This is a genomic window from Vogesella amnigena (genome assembly GCF_042648905.1).
GTDB classification, from domain to species: domain Bacteria; phylum Pseudomonadota; class Gammaproteobacteria; order Burkholderiales; family Chromobacteriaceae; genus Vogesella; species Vogesella amnigena.
Genome location: NZ_JBHRYH010000002.1, coordinates 184539 through 207733, shown reverse-complemented (window position 1 = coordinate 207733; position 23195 = coordinate 184539). Strand labels below are relative to the sequence as shown.

Genomic DNA, 23195 nt, shown 5'->3' with positions numbered 1-23195 from the left:
CAGAATGGAATGCGGCAGTGTGCCGCCCCGGCATTAACCGGGGCTTAACAGCACATCAGGCCCGGCGGCAGCCGGCGTACATGTCCAGCGGGCGCTGGTACAGGCTGGTCTGTACATCCATCAGCCCCAGCACGGTGTGGAACAGGTTGTCCTGGCTGTAGTGCTGGCGGCTGCCCTGCTGCAGGCAGGCCTGGCTGAGATTGGCCGCAGCCAGCCATTGCGGCGAGAACCAGGCCAGCATCGGGATGTGCTTTTGCGCATCCGGCGCCACGATATAGGGCGTGGCATGCAGGTACATATTGTTTTCACCCAGCGACTCGCCATGGTCGGACAGGTAGAACAGGCTGCCGGCGATGTCCTGCCGCGCCTGCAAGCGGGCGATGGCCTGCGCCAGGATGTGGTCGGTGTAGCGGATGGTGTTGTCGAAGCCGTTGACGATGTCGGCCTGGCTGCATTTCTGCAGTTCGCTGCTCTGGCAGGCCGGCTGGAACGGCGAATACTGCGGCGGCGAGCGCTTGTAGTAGGCCGGGCCGTGGCTGCCTTTCTGGTGCAGTACGATCACCGTGTCCTGCTTGATGGTTTTCAGCTTGTCGTCCAGTGCGGTGAGCAGGATGTCGTCGAAACATTCTTCCTCATTGCAGTAGCGCGGGTCCTTGGCGCCGAACAGCATCTGCGATGGCACGCGGTTGCACACTTCCTTGCAGCCGGAGTTGTTGTCCAGCCACTGCACGTCCAGCCCGCTGCGCTTGAGCACATCCAGCAGGTTTTCACGGTGCTTGGCCTCGTCAGCATCGAACTGCTCGCGCGGCAGCGACGAGAACATGCATGGCACCGAGACCGCGGTTTCGGTACCGCAGGACCAGGCATCCGGGTAGTTCAGCAGCCCGCCCACCTTGGCCAGCTCCGGGTTGGTCGGGCGCGGGTAGCCGTTAAGCGAGAAGTGGTCGGCGCGAGCGGTCTCGCCCACCACCAGCACCAGCACACGCGGCTTGCTGCCCTGCGGCCAACCCTGGCCGCGGCGGGCATCCAGCCCGATCTGCTGCAGCGGCACCTCCTTGGCATAGCTGCGTTTCAGATAAGAACTGGTGGCCTGCAGGTAGTTGGTGGGGGTGATGGCAAAGCGCAGCTCGCGGTTGTTGCGAAACAGCGAGGCAAAATCCTGGTAACCCACCATCGCCACGCCCAGTACCACGCCGCCGGTCACCAGCAGCGCCACGGCGCGGCTGCCCAGCTCGCGCAGCGCCGGGCGGTAGCTCAGCGGCGCGCGCCACAGCCACAGGCTGGGCAGGCCGCCCAGCAGCAGCACGGTAAGCAGCATTTTCACGGTGAGCAGATCGCGCACCTCGGCGCCATCGGTCTGCATGGCGTTGCGCACCATGTTCATGTCGATCAGCACGCCGTACTGGCTCATGAAATAGCTGATGGCGGCGGTGGTAACGAATAGCACGGTAAGCAGCGGGCGGCCGATGCGCGGCCACAGCAACAGCAGCAGCAGCAGGTTGAGCAGCGCGGTGAGCAATACGAAGGACAGCCCCAGCAACTTGATGCCGTGGCCGTCGATGGGGCCGATGATGGCCAGCAGCCGCTGCCAGAACGGCAGGTTGAACAGCACTACAAACAGCAGGGCGGCGGACAGCGCCAGCCACTCGGCACGGGCCGGGCGCAACAGCTTGTTCATCATCAGTCTCTAGGGCGGAATACGCGCATTGAAGCGGAGCAGCATTAAGCCAAGCTTATGGCGTCGCCGACATCGGAATTTTCTCATGCCATGTTACCGTCACCAGGCTGTCACAGCACACTCATGCTGCTGTCACACGGCGGCGGCAGCATCGGGGCATCTGCAGCGTGGAGATGCTCCATGAGCCACCGTTACCGCACCATCTGGCTATCCGATGTCCATCTTGGCACCAGCGGCTGCCAGGCCGCCTTTCTGCTGGATTTCCTGCGCCACAACGAGTCGGACACCCTGTACCTGGTGGGCGACATCATCGATGGCTGGCAGCTGAAAAAATCCTGGTACTGGAAGCAGGCGCACAACGACGTGGTGCAGAAAGTGCTGCGCAAGGCACGCAAGGGCACGCAGGTGGTGTATGTGCCCGGCAATCACGACGAAGCGGCGCGCCAGTACCACGGGCTGGATTTCGGCGGCATCGCCATTCGCGGCGAAGCCGAACACCGCACTGCCGACGGCCGCCGGCTGCTGATCATCCACGGCGACGAATTCGACGGCGTGATCCAGCACGTGAAGTGGCTGGCCTATGTCGGCGACAGCCTGTACACGGTGATCCTGGGGCTGAACCGCCATTTCAACTGGCTGCGGCAGAAGCTGGGGCGGCCGTACTGGTCACTGTCGCAGTACCTGAAACACAAGGTGAAGAACGCGGTGAATTTCATCAGCGACTTCGAGCACATCCTGGCCGCCGAGGCCCGCCGCCGCGGCTTTGACGGCGTGATCTGCGGCCACATCCACAAGGCCGAGGTCAAGGACATCGACGGCATCGTGTACGGCAACTGCGGCGACTGGGTGGAAAGCCTGTCGGCGCTGGTGGAACACCACGATGGCCGGCTGGAAGTGGTGTACTGGACGCGCATCGATACCCCGGCAGCCAGCCCGGCCCACCCTGCCAGCCACGAGGAGCTGCTGCTGCCGTTGCCAACCGAGCTACCAGCTGCCCTGCCGGTACATGCCCATCAGGAGAGCCGCCCATGCGCGTAATGATCGTGACAGATGCCTGGCTGCCGCAGGTGAACGGCGTGGTACGCAGCCTGCTGGAAACGGTGCGCGAGCTGCGCGCCATGGGCCACGAGGTGGCGCTGCTCACCCCGCTGGGCGGCGAACACGACGATGGCGAAGCGTTCACCACCATGCCGCTGCCCAGCTACCCGGATATCCGCATCGCGCTGTTTCCCTACCGCAAGGTGGCACAAAGCTTGGCCGCATTCGATGCCGACGCGGTGCACATTGCCACCGAAGGCCCGCTGGGCTGGGCCGCGCGCCGCTGGTGCCTGCGCCACAAGCAGCCGTTCAGCACCGCCTACCACACCCGCTTTCCGGAATACGTCGCCGCCCGCACGCGGCTGCCGCTGGGCATCAGCTATGCCTTCATGCGCCACTTCCATGCTCCGGCGGCGGCAGTGATGGCGCCCACGCCCAGCATAGTGCGCGCGCTGCGGGAGCGTGGCTTCGGCAATGTGGTGCTGTGGGGACGCGGCGTGGATACCACGCTGTTCAGCCCCGGCGAGCGCGAACGGCTGGAAACCGCGCCGCCGCGCTTTGTCTACATCGGCCGCGTGGCGGTGGAGAAAAACATCGAGGCCTTCCTGCAGCTGGACCTGCCGGGCAGCAAGTGGGTGGTGGGCGAAGGTCCGCAGCTGGAAGAGCTGCGCCAGCGCTACCCGCAGGTACACTTTGCCGGCGTGTTTCCGCAGCACGAGCTGGCCCGCTTCTACCGCGCGGCGGATGTATTCGTGTTCCCCAGCCTTACCGACACCTTCGGTCTGGTGCTGCTGGAAGCGATGGCCTGCGGCACACCGGTGGCGGCCTACCCGGTGGCGGGGCCGCTGGACGTGGTGGGCAACAGCGGCGGCGGCGTGCTGCACCAGGACTTGCGCCTGGCCTGCCTGCAGGCGCTGGCGCTGGACCGCGATCACGTGCGCCGCATTGCCGAGCGCTTCTCCTGGGCCGAGGCCACGCGGCAGTTTGCGGCCAACCTCAATCCGCGGCGCCGGCCTGCCAGCGGGGTATCTGCCAGCCATGCCACGGCGAGTGGCAAAGTTCGATAAATGTCGCACAATGTGAGCATCATGATCTTGCGTGGTGCCCATGAAAGCATTCGCCGGCCTGCTGTTGCTTGCCTCGCTTGCGGCCCAGGCCGCCGCCCCCTGCCGCTACGATTACCCGAGCTATAGCCGGGCAGCACAGCTATACAGCGAGGCCCGTAACGGCAGCCCGCAGGGGCTGCTGCCGGCACTGGCCGGGCGCCTGCAGCAGCTGACCGGCTGCGTGCTGACCCCGCGCGAACTGCCACTGGCACGACGCAATGCCATGCTGCAGCAGCACCAGCTGCAGCTGTTGCTGCTGGCGATACAGAGCAGCGAACTGGAGCCGCTGCTGGAGTTTGTCCCGCTGTTCCGCCTGCCGCTGCAGACCACGGTGCTGGCTGGCAGCAACTACCGCAGCGCCGATGCCTTGCTGGCCGATCCGAACGCACGCATCGGCATTCTCAGCGGTGCCTTGTTCCCAACGGAAATCGAACAACGGCTGGCAACGCTACGGCAGGCCGGCCGCCTGGAGTACAGCAACGATCGCGGCAGCCTGTATCTGAAACTGCAGCACCGCCGGCTGCAGGCACTGCTGGAAACCACCAGCTGGCTGGGCAGCCCGCAGGGTACCGAGGGGGCCACCCTACGCTACCTGTCATTCCAGCCCGAGGTGTATCTCACCGTCGGCAGCTATCTGTCGCGCCGCATGTCGCCACCCGATCGCAGCCAGCTGCGCCAGGCGCTACAGCGGCTGGTAGCCAGCCGGGAGGTCTCCCGCCTGACACTGCACTATCTGCCGCAATTGCAGGGCCAGCTGCGCCAGCCCTGAGCCGGCTCACACCGGCGCATGTTCGGTCTTGCGCGCGCCCAGCTGGCTCAGCAACACGCTGGCCACGATCAACGCCGCACCAGCGACCTTGCCGCCGGTCAGCATCTCGCCCGCCAGCCAGCCGATCAGCCCGCCCCACACCGGCTCCATCGCGTAGATGATGGTGGCGCGGGTGGCCGGCACCGTTTTTTGCGCCCAGTTCATCACGATCTGGATCAGCGCCGTCATCGCTCCCAGCGCCAGCACACTGGCCAGCAGCAGCGGATGCCACTGCGGCAGACTCTCGCCGGCCAGCGGCGCGCTCAGCAGCGACAGCAGGCACACGGTCAGCAACTGCACCAGCGCCATGCGCCGTGCATTGCAGCCGACAGCAAAGCGGCTGATCAGACAGATCTCCAGCGCAATGGTGGCGGTGGCGGCGATGGTCAGCCACTCGCCCAGCCCCAGGTGGATGTTCAGGCCGTCGGCGCCAGCCAGCAGCAGCAGGCCGACAAAGGCCAGCGCTATCCCGCCCCAGGCCGCCAGGCTGGGGCGATCACGGAACAGCACCCACTGCAGCAGCGGCACCAGCGGTACATACAGCCCGGTGAGAAATGCCGAGGTGCTGCTGGGAATATGCGGCAGCCCCAGCGTCTGCAGGTTGTAGCTGAAGTACAGCACCGCGCCGATAGCCAGGCCACCCAGCAGTTCGGCCCGATTCAGCTGCGCCAGTTCGCGCCGGCACAGCAGCCAGGCGGCCAGCGCCGCCACGGCGAAGCGCATGCCGACAAAGGCAAAGGCGCCGCTCCACTGCAGCGCGGTCTGTACCGCCAGAAAGGTGGCACCCCACAGCATGGTGACGCCCACCAGCGACAGATCAGGCAGCAGCCGGTGGTGAGTCGCAGGCGCGGTAGTGGCAAGAGTGGACATATACTGGTCTCGCAGCTAAGGTATGGAAACAATTCAGTGCACTATAGTGCACATATCGATAATAGCGCAATATACTGCACCATGACCGACCACAGCTCTCTGCAAGTCTTCAGTCACGTCGCCCACAATCTGCGCACCACCCGCCAGCGCCTGGGCTGGAGCCAGGAAAAGCTGGCCACCGCCGCCGATGTCAGCCGCCGCATGCTGATCAATATCGAAGCCGGCGCCAGCAATGTCAGCATCGCCACCCTGGACCGGCTGGCCAGCGCGCTGGGGCTGACCTTTTCCGAGCTGGTGCGCCAGCCGGGCAGCGAGTCGCCGGTACGGGTGTGGCAGGGGCACAATCAGCACAGTCACGCCACCCTGCTGCACAGCCTGGCATTACCGCACTGCACGCTGGAGCTGTGGCAGTGGCAGCTGGCACCCGGCGACAGCTACCAGGCCACCCCGGACCCGAGCGGCTGCGGCGAGATCGTGGAGGTGCACAGCGGCACGCTGCAGCTGAGCTACGCCGACAAGGCGCTCACGCTGCTGGCCGGCGCCACCGCCGGCTACGGCACCGAATACGGCTACCGCTACCACAACCCCGGGCGTGGCCTGCTGCGCTTCCAGCGCAGCATCGTGATGCCGGCGCCCCAGGGAAAATAGGGGAAATGATGCGGCCAACCCTGCCGCGCCGCATCATGCCAAAGGTATTTTTCCAGACTTGATGCACATCAATTAACACCACATGCTGCGTCCATACAATGCGCCAAACACTAGATATTGGAGCAAACATGGACGCACGCCCCAGCCACCACGTGGATGCGGTCAGCAGCATCAGCGAATACCTGTCCCGTGCCGACTGGCGGGTGCAGGCCAATGCCAACCAGGGCTACAGCCTGGGCGGCATGATCCTCAACATCGCCGGCAAGCTCACCGCCGAGTACTGGCTGCACGAAGTATTCCCCGCCGAGGCCGCCACTGCGCACCGCCACGGCGACCTGCACATCCACGACCTGGACATGCTGTCCGGCTACTGCGCCGGCTGGTCGCTGCGCACCCTGCTGCAACTGGGCTTTGCCGGCGTGGGCGGCAAGGTGGAATCCGCCCCGCCGCGCCACCTGTCCAGCGCCTGCGGCCAGATCGTCAACTTCCTCGGCACGCTGCAGAACGAATGGGCCGGCGCGCAAGCATTCAGCTCCTTCGATACCTACCTGGCGCCGTTCGTGAAAAAGGACGCGCTGAGCTACGCCCAGGTGAAGCAGTGCATCCAGGAGCTGGTCTACAACCTGAACGTGCCCAGCCGCTGGGGTACGCAGACACCGTTCACCAACCTCACTTTCGACTGGGTCTGCCCGGAAGACCTGCGCGAGCAGATTCCGGTGCTGGGCGGCGAGGAGATGCCGTTCCGCTACGGCGACTGCGCGGCGGAAATGGCGCTGATCAACCGCGCCTTCATCGAGGTAATGCTGGCCGGCGACGCCTGCGGCCGCGCCTTCACCTTTCCGATTCCCACCTACAACATCACCAGGGACTTCGACTGGTACGGCGACAACACCGATTTGCTGTTCGCGATGACCGCCAAGTACGGCCTGCCCTACTTCCAGAACTTCGTGAACTCCGAACTGGAGCCGCACATGGTGCGCAGCATGTGCTGCCGCCTGCAGCTGGACCTGCGCGAGCTGATGAAGCGCGGCAACGGCCTGTTCGGCAGCGCCGAGCAGACCGGCTCGGTAGGCGTGGTCACCGTCAACTGCGCGCGCCTGGGCTACCGTTTTGCCGGCGACGAGGCGGCGCTGCTGGCCGAGACCGACCGCCTGCTGAACCTGGGCCGCGAAGTGCTGGAAGCGCGCCGCAGCAAAGTGCAGCAGCACATCGACGGCGGGCTGTACCCGTACACCCGCCACTTCCTCGGCAGCCTGCGCAACCACTTCTCCACCCTGGGGGTGAACGGCATCAACGAGATGATCCGCAACTTCAGCGCCGATGCCCACGACATCACCAGCGACTGGGGCCACGCCTTCGCCTGCCGCTACCTGGACCACATCCGCGCGCGCATGGTCGAGTTCCAGCAGGCTACCGGCCACCTGTACAACCTGGAAGCCACGCCGGCGGAAGGCACCACCTACCGCTTCGCCCGCGAGGACAACAAGCGCTACCCCGGCATCCTGCAGGCCGGCACGCCGCAGCAGCCCTACTACACCAACTCCAGCCAGCTGCCGGTGGGCTTTACCGACGACCCGTTCGAGGCGCTGCTGCGCCAGGACGAGCTGCAGCGCAAGTACACCGGCGGCACCGTGCTGCACCTGTACATGAGCGAGGCGGTAAGCAGCGCCGACGCCTGCCGCCAGCTGGTGCGCCGCGCGCTGGAAAACTTCCGCCTGCCCTACATCACCATCACGCCCACTTTCTCGATTTGCCCGACACACGGCTACCTGTCCGGCCGCCACGACTTCTGCCCGAAGTGCGATGCCGAGCTGATTGCCAGAAAGCGCCAGGCCGCCTGCTGCGACTGACCCCGTAGCCCGGATAAGCCGCAGGCGCATCCGGGGAACAGCTCAGGCACTTGCCATCCCCGGATGCGCTGCGCTTATCCGGGCTACGAGAAAAACAATACCCACCGCCGCCATGCGGCCAACCTTGAAAGGAAACCCCATGCAGAACCAGCAAGCCATCGAACTGAAAGACGAAGAACGCACCCGCTGCGAGGTGTGGACACGGGTAATGGGCTACCACCGCCCGGTGGCCTCGTTCAACACCGGCAAGCAGGGCGAATTCCATGAACGCCGCCACTTCGACCAACAGCGCGCCGGCTGAGCGCGCCCGCATCGGCGGCTGGCAGCCGTTTTCCGCCTGCGACTGGCCCAGGCGGCTGGCCGCCGTGGTGTTCCTGGCCGGCTGCCCGTGGCGCTGCGGCTACTGCCACAACCCCGGCCTGCTGCAACGCCGCCACGGCCACCACCGTTGGCCGCAGCTGCGCGAACACTTGCAGCGGCGCCACGGCCTGCTGGATGGCGTAGTGTTTTCCGGCGGCGAGCCGCTGTCCGACCCGGCACTACCGGCGCTGCTGGCAGAAGTGCGGGCACTGGGCTTCGCCACCGGCCTGCACACCGCCGGCGCTTACCCGCACCGCCTGCAACGTGTGCTGCCGCTGCTGGACTGGGTGGGGCTGGACATCAAGACCCAGCCCGGCCGCTACGCCGCGCTCACCGGCAGCGGCGGCAGCGGCGCCCGCGCCTTCGCCTGCCTGGATTTGCTGCTGGCGCACGGCAGCGATTTCGAATGCCGCAGCACCATCCACCCGGCACTGCACGACACCAGCAGCCTGCTGCAACTGGCCGGCGAACTGGCCCACCGTGGCGTGCGCCACTACGCCTGGCAACTGCTGCGCCCCGGCCCGCAACTGCCGCAGCCTTTCGCTCCCATCGCTACGGGTTGGCCGCAAGCCGGCTTGCAGCAGCAGGTGGCGGCAATGTTCGAGCAGTTTGAAATGCGCAGCGGGTGAACGCGAACAGCCGTAGCCCGGATAAGCGCAGCGCATCCGGGGAAGCCCCGCCCAACGGCTGCCAAACCCCGGATGCACCTATGGCTTATCCGGGCTACACAGGGTTGGCCGCAAGCTGAACTACAGCAGCAGGTGGCGGCAATGTTCGAGCAGTTTGAAATGCGCAGCGAGTGAACGCGAACAGCCGTAGCCCGGATAAGCGCAGCGCATCCGGGGACGCTGCAAGCACTCGCACCAGCCAACCCCGGATGCGCCTGCGGCTTATCCGGGCTACAAACATCCCGTGGCAGCAACAGTGACAACAAATATACACACGTAAAAAGCGCCAAATTCAGCCCTGAATTTGGCGCTTTTTCTTGTAGAATACAGTTCATCACTCAAGCGCAGGCACCACCATGGAAACCGTATTGACCAAGCTGGCAGTAAGCATGTCGGAGTTCAAAAAGAACCCGTCGAAGGTGGTTCGAGAGGCTGGCAACACGCCGGTTGCCGTGCTGAACCACAACAAGCCCGCGTTCTACATGATCGACCCGGATACCTTCGAGGCGATGCTGGAAAAACTGGCTGACATCGACTTGCTACCCGTACTGCAGGAGCGCTTGTCCCGCAAACACGAAGCCGTCGAAGTAAAGCTGGATGAACTCTGAACAGGCCTCCAGCCCCCAGCAGCCCTACACCCTCAAGTTCATGCCGGAGGCGCTGGCCGAATGGCAGGCGCTGGATGGTTCGGTCAAGCAGGCGTTCAAGCGCCTGCTGCAAAAGCGGCTGGAAAATCCTCATGTGCCGGGCTCGGCACTCATGGCCGAGCTGCGCGGCTGCTACAAGATCAAGCTGCGCAAGCAGGGCTACCGGCTGATATACAGCGTGGAAGATGGCGAGCTGGTGGTGCTGGTACTGGCTATCGACAAGCGTGAACGCTCCACCGCCTACAAGAGTGCCGTGAAGCGGCTGCTGCAACGCTAACTATGCTGCTATCTCACGGCTACTCCCCGCGCAGCTCCTTCAGGTACTTGTACACCGTCGCCCGTCCCAGCCCCAGCACATTGCCGATGTAGTGCGTGGCGCTCTTGCCGTTGAACGCGCCCTCGGCGTACAGCGCCGCCACCAGCTCGCGCCGGTGCTGGCGCGACAGCGTGTTCAGCGCCAGCTGCCGCTCGCGCAGCCAGGCATGCATGAAGGTATTGATGCGCTCCTGCCAGTCATCGCGGAACAGCTCGGCCGGCTGCTCCACCAGCCCGGCGCCCTTGAGCAGCATGCCCAGCATGCCGTGCATGTCTTCGAACACCGCGATGTTGAAGTTGATGCACATCACCCCCTGCGCTTTGCCGGCGTCGTCGAACAGTACCGAGCTGGTGCAGCGCATCTTGCGGCCGTCCCAGTTCAGCTTTTCGTACGGCCCCACGGTGCGCTCGTCTATGGTGCGCTCGATCTCCTCCAGCGCCGCATCGTCGCCCACCTCGCGCCGCGACAGGTTGTTGGCCAGGTACAGCACGCGCTGGGTGCCCAGGTCGTGGATCACCACCTCGGCATAGGGGAAGAACAGCCGGGCGATGCCGTCTGCCAGGTGCTGATAGCGCTCCAGCAGCGGATGCAGGCGAAGATTTGGGGTTGCGCTCATGGTTGCGTCGGGCGTGGTTAACCGCAGGATAGTGACCGATGTGTTCAGGCCGGACAAGTGGCCGCATGGCGCTGCCAGATGGCGTGCGCAATGGCCACATCCTGCAGCCCCATGCCGATGGAACGGAAGAACACGTGGCGGCTGTAGTCCGGGCGCGGTGCGCGGCCGGACACCAGCGCCGCCAGGTCGCCGCACAGCGCCACCGGGTGCCAGCAGCCGCGTTCTGCCGCCAGCACCATCTCGCCGGCGCGGCCGGGGGTGCTGGCGGCGTGGTCGCAGTACACGTCCATGCCGGCCAGGCTTTCCGGCGGCACTTCGTGCGCGTTGACGGCATTGGTGCTGATGGAGGTGATCAGCGCCGGCTTGCCCAGCGTGGCCGGGTCCAGCACCGCGGCGGCGGACGAGGTGCACAGCATGATCACGTCGGCACCGTCGGTGGCGGCCGCCTGGCTGTCGCAGCAGCGCACGCGTGCGTCCAAGGTGGACAGCTGTTGTTGCAGCGCCGGGTTGGCCGCAAGGTCCGGCGCGTAGACGCGCACTTCGCGCCAGTCGCGCAGCGGCAGCGCGTGGCGCAGGTGCGCCTGGCCCAATGCGCCGCAGCCGATCAGCACCAGCACGCGGCTGTCGCGCGGCGCCAGTTCGTCCACCGCCAGCGCGGTGGTGCCGGCGGTGCGCTCGGCGGTGAGCTCGCCCGAGTCGCAGAACAGCAGCGGCTGGCCGGTCTGCATCGACATCAGCGCGGTCCAGGCGGTGATCACCGGCTTGCCGCCGGTAACGATGTACGGCGACAGCTTGGCGCCGAACACCTGCTCGCTGGCCAGCACGCCCTGATAGGTGATGAAGTCGCCGGCGCCCTGCGGGAACAGCGTCAGGCTCTGCGCCGGCTGCACGGCTTGTTCATCGGCCAATGCGGCAAACAGGCGGCGCAGGGTGGCGGCCAGCGGCAGGCCGGCCAGCAGCGGGCGGATCTGTTCCGCGTTCAGGGTAAGCGGCGGGCGGTTGTGCGAGATGGTCATGGGTGTCTCCCGGCGCAGCGCGCCTGTGTCCGAGGCTCCTCGAAAAAGCCGGCTTTCGTCGCGACATGGCCTTGCTCACGATGGTTTCTGCTGACATACCCAATGCATGCTGCGTCAGAATTTTTCGTTCGCACCTAGTTTCGCTTAGAAACCCGGGGTTTTCCGAGGCACCCTCCAGTGTGGAAAATTTGTCTACACAGACTAGCAGTGCTCACACAAAATTGGAAATAAATTGTCTACATTGGATTTTTTGTCTACATTAACACCACCCCAACGAGATGCGGCCCACCGCGCAAGATTCACGGGAAGACCAAACGATCACCTCTGGAGAAGCCACATGACTCGCCGTACCCTTCACAAGCTCGCCCTGCCGCTGCTGGCCCTGCTCGCCATGCCGGCCATCGCCCAGACCACCCTGCGCATGGGACTGGAGCCGTTCTACCCGCCATTCGAAAGCAAGCAGGCCGATGGCCAGCTGGTGGGCTTCGATATCGACGTCGGCAAGGCAGTGTGCGAACGCATGGCGGCCAAGTGCAGCTGGGTGGAAACCTCGTTCGAGGGCCTGATCCCCGGTCTGAAAGCCAAGAAATTCGACCTGATCAACTCGTCGATGAACATCACCGCCAAGCGTCGCGAATCCATCGACTTCACCCAGCCGGTGTACATCGTGCCGATTCAGATGGTAGCCAAACGCGGCAGCGGACTGATGCCCACCGTGGCCAGCCTGAAAGGCAAGACCGTGGGCGTGCTGCAGGGCGCCACGCAGGAAGACTTCGTGCGCAAGCACTGGGAAAAGAACGGCGTGAAGATCGTGGCCTACCGCGATCAGGCGCAGATCTACCTCGACCAGGCCGCTGGCCGGCTGGATGCCAGCGTGCAGGAAGCACAAAACGCCATGGAGGGCTTCCTCAGCAAGCCGCAGGGCAAGGATTTCGACTTTGCCGGCAAGGTGCTCAGTGATTTCTCCACCCTGGGCGAAGGCACCGGCTTTGGCGTGAACAAGGACAACAAGGCACTGACCGCCGAGCTGAACAAGGCCATCGCCAGCCTGAAGAAAGACGGTACCCTGAGCCGCCTGTCGATGAAATACTTCAATCGCGACATCATCGCCAAGTAAGCCAGGCCAAACTGGCAACCAACGCTGTAGCCCGGATAAGCCCAGCGCATCCGGGACGCCTGTTCCCCACCCCGGATGCGCCAGGCTGCTGATCAGGGCTACACGCTGGAAACACACACCGTAGCCCGGATACGCGCAGCGCATCCGGGACGCCTGTTCCCCACCCCGGATGCGCCAGACGGCTTATCCGGGCTACCAAGCCAGAATATGGATTTCGACATCATCGTCCTGGGCGCCGGCATGGTTGGCGTCTCCACCGCCATCGCCCTGCAGCAGCGCGGCCAGCGCGTGGCGCTGCTGGACCGCCGCGCCCCCGGCGAGGAAACCAGCCACGGCAACGCCGGTCTGCTGGAACGCGCCGCCGTGGTGCCGTACGGTTTTCCGCGTGATATCGGCAGCGTGCTGCGCATTGGCCGCAACCGCAGCACCGACGTGCGCTACCAGCCGTCCAGCCTGCTGCAGAGCACGCCGTGGCTGTGGCGCTACTTCCGCGCCTCCGCCCCGCACCGCCTGGCCGCCGCCGCGCACGACATGCTGCCGCTGATCAGCCGCAGCCTGGACGAGCACGCCACGCTGCTGGCTGCGGCCAACATGCAGCAGCTGTGCAGCGACGACGGCCTGTACGAGGCCTACCGCACCGAGGCCGGTTTCCAGCGCGAGGCCGACAACGCGCGCCGCATCGCCGCCGAACACGGCCTGCGGCTGCAGATCCTGGGCGCCGCGGCACTGCGCGCCGCCGAGCCGGGGCTGGGCGAAGGCTTTGCCGGCGCAGTGCACTGGCGCGACCCGCAGCGCGTGGCCGACCCCGGCGCACTTACCCGCGGCTATGCGGCCTATTTCCAGAGCCTGGGCGGCGTGCTGCTGCAACAGGAGGCCACCGCGCTGACGCCGGACGGCAGCGGCTGGCAGGTCGCCACCGTGCAGGGCAAGCTGCACGCCGCGCAAGTGGTGGTGGCGATGGGGCCGTGGTCGGACGACATGTTCCGCCCGCTGGGCTACCACATCCCGCTGCAGGCCAAGCGCGGCTACCACATGCACTACCGCCCGCTGGGGCCGGGGCTGCAGTACACCGTGGCCGACGTGGAAGGCGGCTTCGTGATTGCCCCGATGCAGCGCGGCCTGCGCATCGCCACCGGCGTGGAGCTGGCGCGCCGCGATGCTGCGCCCAACTACGCGCAGCTGGAACAGGCGGAGGCGCTGGCACGCGGGCTGTTCCCACTGGGCGAACGGCTGGACGCCACCCCGTGGATGGGCAGCCGCCCCTGCCTGCCGGACATGCGCCCGGCACTGGGCGCCGCCCCGCGCCACCGCGGCCTGTGGTTCAACTTCGGCCACGCCCACCACGGCCTGACGCTGGGCCCGGTATGCGGCCAACTGCTGGCGCAGCAGATCTGCGGCGAAACCCCGTTCACCGACCCGACGCCGTACGCGCCGGCACGGTTTCTGTAAGCCCCTCCAGCCCGTAGGGCGGAAGCCCGGTAACACCGGGCGTTCCGCCGCTCACCTGCAACAGCACACAAGGTTGGCCGCAAGGTGCTCGCATCACGGCGGAACGCCCCTGCTGGGCTTCCGCCCCCTACAAGAAACGTAACCGACTCAAAACGTAAAAAGCCTGCGGCCAACGTTGTGTAGCGCCAAAACTGCCCTACGGGGAGCGCCGGCAAAAACGGTATTCGCAAGGAGTTAAGCGGCCGCTTTGTCTGAGCCGCGCGACGTTAGCGCGCGGCGAGTTCGGCCGCGCCTTGCGGGTGCCGTTTTTGGCGGGGTTTCGCGGACCATTAGGGCGAGCGGGGTCGCCAGGGGGCGGCGGCACGCCCCCTGGCCCGTCCGCCGGGCGGAACCGGCGACTTCAAACAGCATCCGCACAGCGGATACATAACAGACGTGGTAAACGTTGGACTTCGCTGCGCGGGGCCCGCCCTACACGCTACCCGTAGGGCGGAAGCCCGGTAACACCGGGTGTTCCGCCGTTCACCTGCAACAGCACGCAAGGTTGGCCGCAAGGTGCTCGCATCACGGCGGAATGCCCCTGCGGGGCTTCCGCCCTACACGGGGCGTAACAAGACGCCCCCGCCCCAGCTCCCACTTTTTTCACTCCCGCGTCACAATGTGTCGCTGCAGTTTGAACAGCTGTCGCTACAGGTGGCAGAGCGCCACGCCGGCACCGGTAAGGTATCCCCCGTCGTACCCGTGAAGTCGTCACCACCCGAGGAGATGAGACATGAAGCTACGTACCACCGGATTGCTGCTGTGCCTGGCCAGTGCCCCGCTGCTGGCTGCCGAACCCGAAAGCTGTCGCAGCGTGCGCTTTGCCGACGTGGGCTGGACGGACATCGCCGCCACCACCGGCCTTGCCAGCGTCGTGCTGCAGGGCCTGGGCTACACCCCCACCAAGACCATCGCCTCCGAGCCCATCGTGTTCGCCGGCCTGAAGAGCAAGCAGCTGGATGCTTACCTGGGCTACTGGGACCCGTCGCAGACCCCGGCCATCACGCCTTACATCCAGGCCAAGGCACTGCAGGTGCTGCCCACCCCCAATCTGGACGGCGCCAAGTACACGCTGGCAGTGCCCAGCTACGCCGCCGACAAGGGCCTGCGCACCTTTGCCGACATCGCCCGCTTCCGCAAGGAACTGGACGGCAAGATCTACGGCATCGAGGCCGGCAGCCAGGGCAATGCCCAGATCAAGAAGATGATCGACAACAACGAGCTCGGCCTGGGCGGCTTCAAGCTGATCGAATCCAGCGAAGCCGGCATGCTGGTGGAGGCCACCAAGGCCTTCAGGCAGAAGCGCATGGTGGTGTTCCTGGCCTGGGAACCGCACCCGATGAACTTCATGATGAAGCTCACCTACCTGTCCGGCGGCGATAAACAGTTCGGCCCCAACTACGGCGGCTCCAAGGTGTACACCGTGGTGGCCAACGACTTCCAGCAGCGCTGTCCCAATGCCGGCAAGCTGGTGGGCAACCTCAAGTACACGCTGGACATGGAAAACCACGTGATGGCGCCGATCATGCAGAAGATCGACCCCAAGATCGCCGCCAGGCAATGGCTGCAGCGCAACCCGCAAGTGCTGGAGCAGTGGCTGGATGGCGTCACCACCTATGACGGCAAGCCCGGTCTGTCCGCCGTCAAGGCCTACCTCGCGCAGCAGTAAGAGCGTATTCACGATCTTGCGAGCTAGAGCGAGACAAGGCGAAAACGGCTGAGGAAGCGGAATTTACAAGTGGTAAATGAGCATTCCGAAGACGTTTTTAACGCCGTATCGCCGACGCGCAGCAGATCGTGAGCAGACTCTAAGCCTCCCCTTCTTTCGCTACATCCCACCGCGCCCCGCTGGCGCGCAGCAGGAGAGGCTTTGCCCTGAACCCCCTTTGCCCTGAACCATAGGAGCACACACACATGAATCAGGAAGTCATCGTCACCTGTGCGGTGACCGGCTCCGGCGATACCGTCGGCAAACACCCCAAGCTCCCCGTTACCCCGCGCCAGATCGCCGATGCCGCCATCGAGGCGGCCAAGGCCGGCGCCACCGTGGTGCACTGCCATGTGCGCGACCCGCACACCGGCAAGGGCAGCCGCGACCCCAAGCTGTACCGCGAGCTGGTGGACCGCATCCGTTCCTCCGGCGTGGACATGATCCTCAACCTCACCGCCGGCATGGGCGGCGACCTGCAGATCGGCCCCGGCGAAACGCCGATGGCCTTCGGCGAAGGCACTGACCTGGTGGGCGGGCTGGAGCGGCTGATCCACGTCGAGGAGCTGCTGCCGGAAATCTGCACCCTGGACTGCGGCACGCTCAACTTCGGCGACGGCGACTACATCTACGTGTCCACCCCGGCGCAGCTGCGCGCCGGCGCCAAGCGCATCCAGGAACTGGGGGTGAAGCCGGAGCTGGAGGTGTTCGACACCGGCCACCTGTGGTTTGCCAAGCAGATGCTGAAGGAAGGCCTGCTGGACGATGCGCCGCTGTTCCAGTTCTGCCTCGGCATTCCCTGGGGCGCGCCAGCCGACACCACCAGCATGAAGGCGCTGGCGGACAACCTGCCGCCGGGCGCCATCTGGGCCGGCTTCGGCATCGGCCGCATGCAGATGCCGATGGTGGCGCAGGCGGTGCTGCTGGGCGGCAATGTGCGTGTGGGGCTGGAAGACAACCTTTACCTGGACAAGGGCGTGTTCGCCAGCAACGGCTCGCTGGTGGAGCGCGCCATCGACATCGTACAGAAGCTGGGCGCGCGCACGCTGACGCCGGAAGAAGGCCGCAAGAAGCTGGGACTGAAGAAGCGTGGCTAAGCACGTTGGCCGCATACCGAACACCGAAGTGCCGGCCCGCGCCGGCAGGAGATACAACATGGCAGTGATTACCGAACTGAAAACCTTTGCCGCCCTCGGCGTCGGCGTCATCGGCAGCGGCTGGGTGGCACGCGCGCTGGCGGGCGGCCTGGACGTGGTGGCCTGGGACCCGGCACCAGGCGCCGAGGCGCAGCTGCGCGCCAATGTCGCCAACGCCTGGCCGGCACTGCAGCAGCTGGGGCTGAAGCCCGGCGCCTCGCCGGAACGGCTGCGCTTCGTCGCCACGGTGGAAGAAGCAGTGGCCGACGCCGACTTCATCCAGGAAAGCGCGCCGGAGCGGCTGTCGCTGAAGCAGGAGCTGCACGCCCGCATTTCGGCAGCCGCCAAGCCGGACGCCATCATCGCCTCCTCCACTTCCGGCCTGCTGCCCAGCGAGTTCTACCGCGACGCGCAGCACCCGGAGCGCTGCGTGGTGGGCCACCCGTTCAACCCGGTATACCTGCTGCCGCTGGTGGAAGTGGTGGGCGGCCAGCACACCGCACCGGAGACCATCGCCGCCGCCAGCCGCATCTACGCAGAGCTCGGCATGCACCCGCTGCACGTGCGCAAGGAAGTGCCGGGCTTCATTGCCGACCGCCTGCTGGAAGCGCTGTGGCGCGAGGCGCTGCACCTGGTGAACGACGGCGTGGCCACCACCGGCGAGATCGACGACGCCATCCGCTACGGCGCCGGCATCCGCTGGTCGTTCATGGGCAGCTTCCTCACCTACACCCTGGCGGGCGGCGACGCCGGCATGCGACATTTCATGCAGCAGTTCGGCCCGGCACTGCAACTGCCGTGGACCAAGCTGCAGGCGCCGGAGCTGACCGAGGAGCTGATCGACAGCGTAGTGGCCGGTACCAGTGAGCAACTGGGGCAGCACTCGATCAAGGCGCTGGAGCGCTACCGCGACGACTGCATCATCCAGGTGCAGCGCGCCATCGAGGCCTGCAAGGCGAAACACGGGGTGTGAGCGGGATACACCTGATGAAAATCTGCCCGGAGGTTCAGCAGCTGAAACGATAGCGACGCGCCCTGAACCCGTTGGCGCGAGCCGGGCAAAACGGTGCGCCCCAGGTTTTAAGACGCCGATCTGTCTGAGTCCCGAGCCGTTAGCGAGGGACGAGTTCGGCGGCGCCTGGGGCGTGCCGTTTTGCACGGGGTTTCGAGCAGCCGCCGGGGAGCCGGGGATTGTTAAGGGGGCCGCGGTGGCCCCCTTAACCTGCCCGCCGGGCGGAACCGGGATCAAAATCATCATCCGCGCAGCGGATACAACGCCAGACGCGGTAAACGTTGGGCTTCGCTGCGTCGGGCCCAACCTACGTGCGGCGTTACAAACTCAGCCAAAACTACGTGCTCACCTCCCAGATGAGCACCCTACCCACACGGAGTGTGACATGACGGCACTGTGCCTTTACCGCGACAGCGTGCGCAGCGACTGGGTGGACTACAACGGCCACATGCGCGACGCCTACTACCTGCTGGCATTCAGCCTGGCCAGCGACGCGCTGATCGAACGCATCGGCCTGGACGAGGCGGAGCGCCAGCGCAGCCAGCGCTCGGTGTACACGCTGGAAGTGCACCTGAACTACCTGCGCGAACTCAAGCTGGGCGAACCGCTGCGGGTGGAAGCGCAGCTGCTGGGCCACGACAGCAAACGGCTGCATGTCTACTTCAGCCTGTACCGCGGCGACGATGCCGAGCCGGCGGCGGTAAGCGAGCAGATGCTGATGCACATCGACACCGGCATTGCACGCTGCGCGCCGTTCAGCCCGGCGGTGCTGGCGCAGGTGCAACAGTTGGCCGTAAGCAGTGCCGGGCCGTGGCCGGCCTACGCCGGGCGGGTGATCGCCCTGCCCGGCACCCGCCAGGGAGGTGCAGCATGAGCACCGGCGCCCCGCTGTGGCAGCCGCGCGGCGACAGCCTGCTGCAGCAATTCCAGGCGCAGGTGGCCGCCGAGCAGCAGCTGGCGCTGCCGGACTACCACGCGCTGTACCAGTGGTCGATCCGCGAGCCGGCGGCATTCTGGCAGGCGGTGTGGCGCTTTGGCGGCGTGATCAGCCAGCGCGAAGCGGACTGCGTGCTGCAAGACGGCGAGCGCATGCCCGGCGCACGCTGGTTCGTCGGCGCCCGCCTCAACTTCGCACAGAACCTGCTGCGCCGCCGCGACGACGCCATTGCCGTGTACGGCGTGGACGAACGGCTGCAGCCGGTGGCATGGAGCTGGCGCCAGCTGTACGACACCGTCAGCCGCCTGGCGCAGGCGCTGCGCGCGCACGGCATCCAGCCTGGCGACCGCGTGGCCGCGCTGGTGCCCAACAGCCCGCACACCATGGCGGCAATGCTGGCCTGCGCCAGCGTTGGCGCGGTGTGGAGCAGCTGCTCGCCGGATTTCGGCGTGCAGGGCGTGCTGGACCGCTTCGGCCAGATCGCGCCGCGGCTGCTGTTCGCCAGCGACAGCTACCGCTACAACGGCAAGCGCATCGCGCTCATCGACAAGTTGGCCGCACTGGCCGCCGCGCTGCCCGGCGTGGAGCGCTTGATCGTCAGCACCGCAGACGGCGACAGCCCGCAGCTGCCGGCCGGCGAGCGCATCTGCAGCTGGGACGACTTCATCGCCCCCTACCCGGCAGCGGAAATTGCCTTCGAGCCACTGCCCTTCGATGCGCCGCTGTACATCCTGTATTCCTCCGGCACCACCGGCGTGCCCAAGTGCATCGTGCACGGCGCCGGCGGCACGCTGCTGCAGCACCTGAAGGAACACCAACTGCACGGCGACCTGCGCCCGGACGACCGCCTGCTGTACTACACCACCTGCGGCTGGATGATGTGGAACTGGATGGCCAGCGCGCTGGCCTGCGGCGCCGGCCTGGTACTGTACGACGGCGCGGCGCTGCCGTCCGGCGATGAAGACCTGCTGTGGCGGCTATGCGCCCGGCTGGGCGTGAGCCACCTCGGCGTCAGCGCCAAATACCTGTCGGCGCTGGAAAAGGCCGGCCTGGAAAAGGCTGGCGTGGAGCCGGCGCGACACGATCTGTCCGCGTTGCGCGTGCTGTACAGCACCGGCTCGCCGCTGCTGCCGGAGAGCTACGACTACGTATACCGCGCCATCAAGCCCGATGTGGCGCTGTGCTCGATCTCCGGCGGCACCGACATCGTGTCCTGCTTCGCGCTGGGCTGCCCGACGCTGCCTATCCATCGCGGCGAGCTGCAGGTGCGCGGGCTGGGCATGGCGGTAGAGGTGTGGAACGAAGCGCAGCAGCCGGTGGTGGGCGACAAGGGCGAGCTGGTCTGTGTGGCGCCGTTTCCGTCCATGCCGCTGGGCTTCTGGAACGATGCCGACGGCAGCAAGTACCACGCCGCCTATTTCGCCCGCTACGCCAATACCTGGGTGCATGGCGACTATGCCGAGCTGACCGCGCGCGGCGGCATGATCATCCACGGCCGCTCCGACACGGTGCTCAACCCCGGCGGGGTGCGCATCGGCACCGCCGAAATCTACCGCCAGGTGGAAACCGTGCCGCAGGTGCAGGAAGCGCTGTGCATCGGGCAGGACTGGCAGGGCGATGTGCGCGTGGTGCTGTTCGTGCGCCTGGCCACCGGGCTGCAGCTGGATGCGGCGCTGGAAGACAGCATCCGCCAGCGCATCCGCCAGCACGCCAGCCCGCGCCATGTGCCGGCGCGCATCGTGCAGGTGGCGGACATCCCGCGCACCCGCAGCGGCAAGCCGGTAGAGCTGGCGGTGCGCGACGTGGTGCATGGCCGCGCGGTGCGCAACCAGGAGGCGCTGGCCAACCCGGAAGCGCTGGCACTGTTCCGCGACCTGCCGCAGCTGGCGGGCTGAAACTCCCCCTAGCCGTGGCCGGGCGCGATGGCGTTGCGGTCGTGGCTGGGGGTGGTGCCGTACTGCTTGCGATAGGCGCGGCCAAAATAGGTCGCCGATTCGAAACCGCAGGCCACGCCCACTTCCAGCACGCTCATATCGGTCTGGCGCAGCAGCTCGCGCGCCCGCTCCAGCCGCAGCCGCAGGTAGAAACTGCTCGGCGTCTCGTCGAACTGGGCGCGGAACAGCCGCTCCAGCTGCCGCCGCGTCACCCCCACACCGTCGGCCAGTTCGTCGCTGGACAGCGGGCATTCGGTGTTGGCCTCCATGGCAGCCAGCACCTGCACGATCTTCTTGTTGTGCACGCCATAGCGTGCGGCCAACTGCATGCGCTGGTGATCGCTCTTGGCGCGGATGCGCCCCAGCACGAACTGCTCCGATACCTGGGTGGCCAGCGCCACGCCGTGGCGGCGGCCGATCAGCTCCAGCATCAGGTCCAGCGAGGCAGTGCCGCCGGCGGAACTGATGCGTCGGCCATCGATCTCGAACAGCTCCTGGGTGACGTTGAGCAGCGGAAAGCGTTCGCGGAAGGCAGCAATCGCCTCCCAGTGCAGGGTCAGCCGCTGCTGCTGGAACAGCCCGGCATCGGCCAGTACGAAGCAGCCGGTATCGATGCCGCCCAGCGTGGCCCCGGCCCTATCCAGCTGCCGCAGCCAGCCATTCAGCCCGGCCGCGCCATGCGCCAGCGGGTTGAAGCCAGCCACCACGAACAGGGTCTGCACCGCGGCCACACTGGCAAAGTTGCCTTCCGCCTCCAGCGTCATGCCGTTGCTTGCCCGCACCGGCGCACCATCCATGCTCAGCAGGTGCCAGCGATACAGCTCGCTGCGAAAGCGGTTAGCCACGCGCAGCGGCTCAATGGCAGACAGCAGGCCCAGCATGGAGAATTCGGGCAACAGCAGGAAATGGATGTCTTCGGACATGGCACGCCAGCGCTACGGAACAGGATGCCCAGCATACCTGCGCCCGCTGCCGGCCGGCAGCCCTGCTGTCCGGCGGTGCAGGGTGAAGGGCGATAACTGTTGCGGCCAACCCGCAGCAGGGCTGCTGCGGGCGTAGGGCGGAAGCCCGGTAACACCGGGCGTTCCGCCGTTCAGTGCGTAGTGCGTAGGGTGGGCAAAGGCCGCAGGCCGTGCCCACCGAAAAGATGCCGCTGGTGGGCACGCTACGCTTTGCCCACCCTACCCATCGTCATCGTGCGCGAAACTTGGCCACAAGCCGTCAGCGCACGCTGCGCACCAGCAGGTCCGGCTGGCGGCAGCTGCGCGCTTCGGCGCGCTGCATCTGCTCGCTGCAGGCCACCGCGGCGCTACCCTGCTTGTCGAGGCACAGCCGCACCTCCTGCAGGAAGCGGCCACCGCCACTACAGGCCACGCTGATGGCGCTGGCCGGCAGCCAGGGGTTGGCCGCCGAAAGATCAGCCTTGAGCTGCGGCAGGCTGCGGCGCAGCGGCTGTGCCGGTGCCTGGTAGGCGGCGGGGATGCGCACCTTGGCCTTCAGGCTGGTCGCCAGCTGGTGGAACTGCTGCTGGCTCAGCCCGCTGCAGCTGCCGTGCTTCTGCCATTCGTGGCGGTACAGTTTGCGGCTGGGGTAGAGGCCGGCGAACTGGCGCTCGATCTGCGGCTGCAACAGCTCGCTGCTGCAATCGGCCGGGTAGCCGCGCTGGTACTGCGGCCACAGGCCATGCAGCACGAAGCCATATGGCCGGCCGCACTGTTCGGCATCCTGCGGCCGGGCGGCGCAGTAATCCGGCGACCACGACAATGCCAGCACATAGAAATCGAAGCGCCCCGGCACATCGCCGGCGCGAGCGGCCACGGGCAGCAGCCCGGCCAGTACGCCAGTCAGCAGGGTGGCAAGCAGCCCTGCCCTCATTGCACAGTTACCTTGCTGTAGCCTTCGCGCTCGATATCCATCAGCTCCACACACAGCTGCACGGCCAACCCGCGTGGCCAGGCACAGGCCTGCTGCAACGCGTCCAGCAGCTGTTGCGACAGCATCTTCTTCACTTCCGGCGGGCGGCCGGACAGCAGCGCCAGCTTCACGTGCACGAAGGCGTGGCCTTCCGGCTCGTCGCCCACCAGGAACACCGGCAGCGGCAGTGCGCGGCTCTTGATGTCCGGGCCGGCGAACAGGCCGCTTTGCAGCAGCACGTCGTTCAGGCGTTGCAGCAGCGGCGCGGCAGGCAGCGCCTGCAGGTTGGCCGAATATTCAACGGTGAGATGCGGCATGGCGGAATCCT

General features: G+C 66.3%; 23 protein-coding genes. 16 read left to right on the top strand and 7 right to left on the bottom strand.

Annotated elements, in window-relative coordinates:
* Nucleotides 1-55: 55 nt before the first annotated feature.
* Nucleotides 56-1681 (bottom strand): phosphoethanolamine transferase, encoded by a 1626-nt coding sequence (locus tag ACFOKJ_RS01390; protein ID WP_390276191.1) that lies wholly within the window; start codon nucleotides 1679-1681, stop codon nucleotides 56-58.
* Nucleotides 1682-1858: 177 nt separating this feature from the next.
* Here ACFOKJ_RS01390 and ACFOKJ_RS01385 point away from each other — a divergent pair, with 177 nt between their 5' ends.
* From ACFOKJ_RS01385 to ACFOKJ_RS01375, 3 genes are read left to right on the top strand one after another with little or no spacing between them, the layout of a single operon-like run.
* The gene (locus ACFOKJ_RS01385) at nucleotides 1859-2716 is read left to right on the top strand and encodes a UDP-2,3-diacylglucosamine diphosphatase (protein WP_390276190.1); all 858 of its coding nucleotides are present in this window, start codon (nucleotides 1859-1861) and stop codon (nucleotides 2714-2716) included.
* Entirely contained in the window at nucleotides 2707-3783 is a 1077-nt protein-coding gene (locus tag ACFOKJ_RS01380) for a glycosyltransferase family 4 protein (protein WP_390276189.1), read from the top strand. The genes ACFOKJ_RS01385 and ACFOKJ_RS01380 overlap by 10 nt, the downstream gene beginning before the upstream one ends.
* Nucleotides 3784-3823: 40 nt before the next feature.
* Nucleotides 3824-4591: a hypothetical protein gene (locus tag ACFOKJ_RS01375; RefSeq protein WP_390276188.1), complete on the top strand. Its 768-nt coding sequence runs from the start codon at nucleotides 3824-3826 to the stop codon at nucleotides 4589-4591.
* Between the two features lie 6 nt (nucleotides 4592-4597).
* Here ACFOKJ_RS01375 and ACFOKJ_RS01370 read toward each other — a convergent pair whose 3' ends face one another.
* Complete coding sequence (locus tag ACFOKJ_RS01370) at nucleotides 4598-5500, bottom strand: DMT family transporter (protein WP_390276187.1); 903 nt, start codon at nucleotides 5498-5500, stop codon at nucleotides 4598-4600.
* A gap of 81 nt (nucleotides 5501-5581) precedes the next feature.
* Between ACFOKJ_RS01370 and ACFOKJ_RS01365 the strand changes: the two genes are divergently transcribed.
* The 6 genes from ACFOKJ_RS01365 to ACFOKJ_RS01340 all read left to right on the top strand — a co-directional run bounded on the left by ACFOKJ_RS01365 (nucleotide 5582) and on the right by ACFOKJ_RS01340 (nucleotide 9950).
* Nucleotides 5582-6148: a helix-turn-helix domain-containing protein gene (locus tag ACFOKJ_RS01365; protein ID WP_390276186.1), complete on the top strand. Its 567-nt coding sequence runs from the start codon at nucleotides 5582-5584 to the stop codon at nucleotides 6146-6148.
* 128 nt (nucleotides 6149-6276) lie between these two features.
* On the top strand, nucleotides 6277-7998 hold the full coding sequence (locus tag ACFOKJ_RS01360) for a ribonucleoside triphosphate reductase (RefSeq protein WP_390276185.1): 1722 nt from the start codon (nucleotides 6277-6279) through the stop codon (nucleotides 7996-7998).
* Nucleotides 7999-8137: 139 nt separating this feature from the next.
* A complete protein-coding gene (gene nrdD / locus ACFOKJ_RS01355; protein ID WP_157725060.1) occupies nucleotides 8138-8299 on the top strand; it encodes an anaerobic ribonucleoside-triphosphate reductase in 162 nt (53 codons plus the stop codon).
* Nucleotides 8262-8987, top strand: coding sequence for an anaerobic ribonucleoside-triphosphate reductase activating protein (locus ACFOKJ_RS01350; protein ID WP_390276184.1), 726 nt, complete (start codon nucleotides 8262-8264; stop codon nucleotides 8985-8987). Before nrdD ends, ACFOKJ_RS01350 begins: the two co-directional genes overlap by 38 nt.
* Before the next feature lie 395 nt (nucleotides 8988-9382).
* Nucleotides 9383-9634 carry a type II toxin-antitoxin system Phd/YefM family antitoxin gene (locus tag ACFOKJ_RS01345; protein ID WP_390276183.1) on the top strand — a complete coding sequence of 84 codons (252 nt, stop codon included), beginning with the start codon at nucleotides 9383-9385 and terminating at the stop codon, nucleotides 9632-9634.
* Nucleotides 9624-9950, top strand: coding sequence for a type II toxin-antitoxin system RelE family toxin (locus ACFOKJ_RS01340; protein ID WP_390276182.1), 327 nt, complete (start codon nucleotides 9624-9626; stop codon nucleotides 9948-9950). The genes ACFOKJ_RS01345 and ACFOKJ_RS01340 overlap by 11 nt, the downstream gene beginning before the upstream one ends.
* A 19-nt stretch (nucleotides 9951-9969) precedes the next feature.
* Here the strand turns inward: ACFOKJ_RS01340 and ACFOKJ_RS01335 are convergent, their stop codons facing one another.
* Nucleotides 9970-10605: a helix-turn-helix transcriptional regulator gene (locus ACFOKJ_RS01335; RefSeq protein WP_390276181.1), complete on the bottom strand. Its 636-nt coding sequence runs from the start codon at nucleotides 10603-10605 to the stop codon at nucleotides 9970-9972.
* A 44-nt stretch (nucleotides 10606-10649) separates the two neighbouring features.
* Nucleotides 10650-11621, bottom strand: a complete 972-nt coding sequence (locus ACFOKJ_RS01330) for an ornithine cyclodeaminase family protein (RefSeq protein ID WP_390276180.1) — start codon at nucleotides 11619-11621, stop codon at nucleotides 10650-10652.
* A gap of 337 nt (nucleotides 11622-11958) precedes the next feature.
* On the opposite strand from ACFOKJ_RS01330, the gene ACFOKJ_RS01325 reads away from it, so the two are divergent.
* From ACFOKJ_RS01325 to ACFOKJ_RS01295, 7 genes are all read left to right on the top strand, one after another.
* On the top strand, nucleotides 11959-12738 hold the full coding sequence (locus tag ACFOKJ_RS01325) for an ABC transporter substrate-binding protein (protein WP_390276179.1): 780 nt from the start codon (nucleotides 11959-11961) through the stop codon (nucleotides 12736-12738).
* A gap of 207 nt (nucleotides 12739-12945) precedes the next feature.
* Entirely contained in the window at nucleotides 12946-14187 is a 1242-nt protein-coding gene (locus tag ACFOKJ_RS01320; RefSeq protein WP_390276178.1) for an NAD(P)/FAD-dependent oxidoreductase, read from the top strand.
* A 772-nt stretch (nucleotides 14188-14959) separates the two neighbouring features.
* Nucleotides 14960-15895 carry a choline ABC transporter substrate-binding protein gene (locus ACFOKJ_RS01315; RefSeq protein WP_390276177.1) on the top strand — a complete coding sequence of 312 codons (936 nt, stop codon included), beginning with the start codon at nucleotides 14960-14962 and terminating at the stop codon, nucleotides 15893-15895.
* Nucleotides 15896-16140: 245 nt separating this feature from the next.
* The gene (locus ACFOKJ_RS01310; RefSeq protein ID WP_390276176.1) at nucleotides 16141-17031 is read left to right on the top strand and encodes a BKACE family enzyme; all 891 of its coding nucleotides are present in this window, start codon (nucleotides 16141-16143) and stop codon (nucleotides 17029-17031) included.
* Nucleotides 17032-17089: 58 nt separating this feature from the next.
* Nucleotides 17090-18043, top strand: a complete 954-nt coding sequence (locus ACFOKJ_RS01305; RefSeq protein ID WP_390276175.1) for an L-carnitine dehydrogenase — start codon at nucleotides 17090-17092, stop codon at nucleotides 18041-18043.
* A gap of 424 nt (nucleotides 18044-18467) precedes the next feature.
* Nucleotides 18468-18956, top strand: coding sequence for a thioesterase family protein (locus ACFOKJ_RS01300; protein ID WP_390276174.1), 489 nt, complete (start codon nucleotides 18468-18470; stop codon nucleotides 18954-18956).
* Nucleotides 18953-20914 carry an acetoacetate--CoA ligase gene (locus ACFOKJ_RS01295; protein WP_390276173.1) on the top strand — a complete coding sequence of 654 codons (1962 nt, stop codon included), beginning with the start codon at nucleotides 18953-18955 and terminating at the stop codon, nucleotides 20912-20914. Before ACFOKJ_RS01300 ends, ACFOKJ_RS01295 begins: the two co-directional genes overlap by 4 nt.
* 8 nt (nucleotides 20915-20922) lie before the next feature.
* Here ACFOKJ_RS01295 and ACFOKJ_RS01290 read toward each other — a convergent pair whose 3' ends face one another.
* The 3 genes from ACFOKJ_RS01290 to ACFOKJ_RS01280 form a co-directional block, all read right to left on the bottom strand.
* Complete coding sequence (locus ACFOKJ_RS01290; protein ID WP_390276172.1) at nucleotides 20923-21876, bottom strand: GlxA family transcriptional regulator; 954 nt, start codon at nucleotides 21874-21876, stop codon at nucleotides 20923-20925.
* Nucleotides 21877-22174: 298 nt separating this feature from the next.
* Complete coding sequence (locus ACFOKJ_RS01285; protein ID WP_390276171.1) at nucleotides 22175-22828, bottom strand: ribonuclease T2 family protein; 654 nt, start codon at nucleotides 22826-22828, stop codon at nucleotides 22175-22177.
* Entirely contained in the window at nucleotides 22825-23184 is a 360-nt protein-coding gene (locus tag ACFOKJ_RS01280; protein ID WP_390276170.1) for a 5-carboxymethyl-2-hydroxymuconate Delta-isomerase, read from the bottom strand. The genes ACFOKJ_RS01285 and ACFOKJ_RS01280 overlap by 4 nt, the downstream gene beginning before the upstream one ends.
* Nucleotides 23185-23195 lie beyond the last annotated feature (11 nt).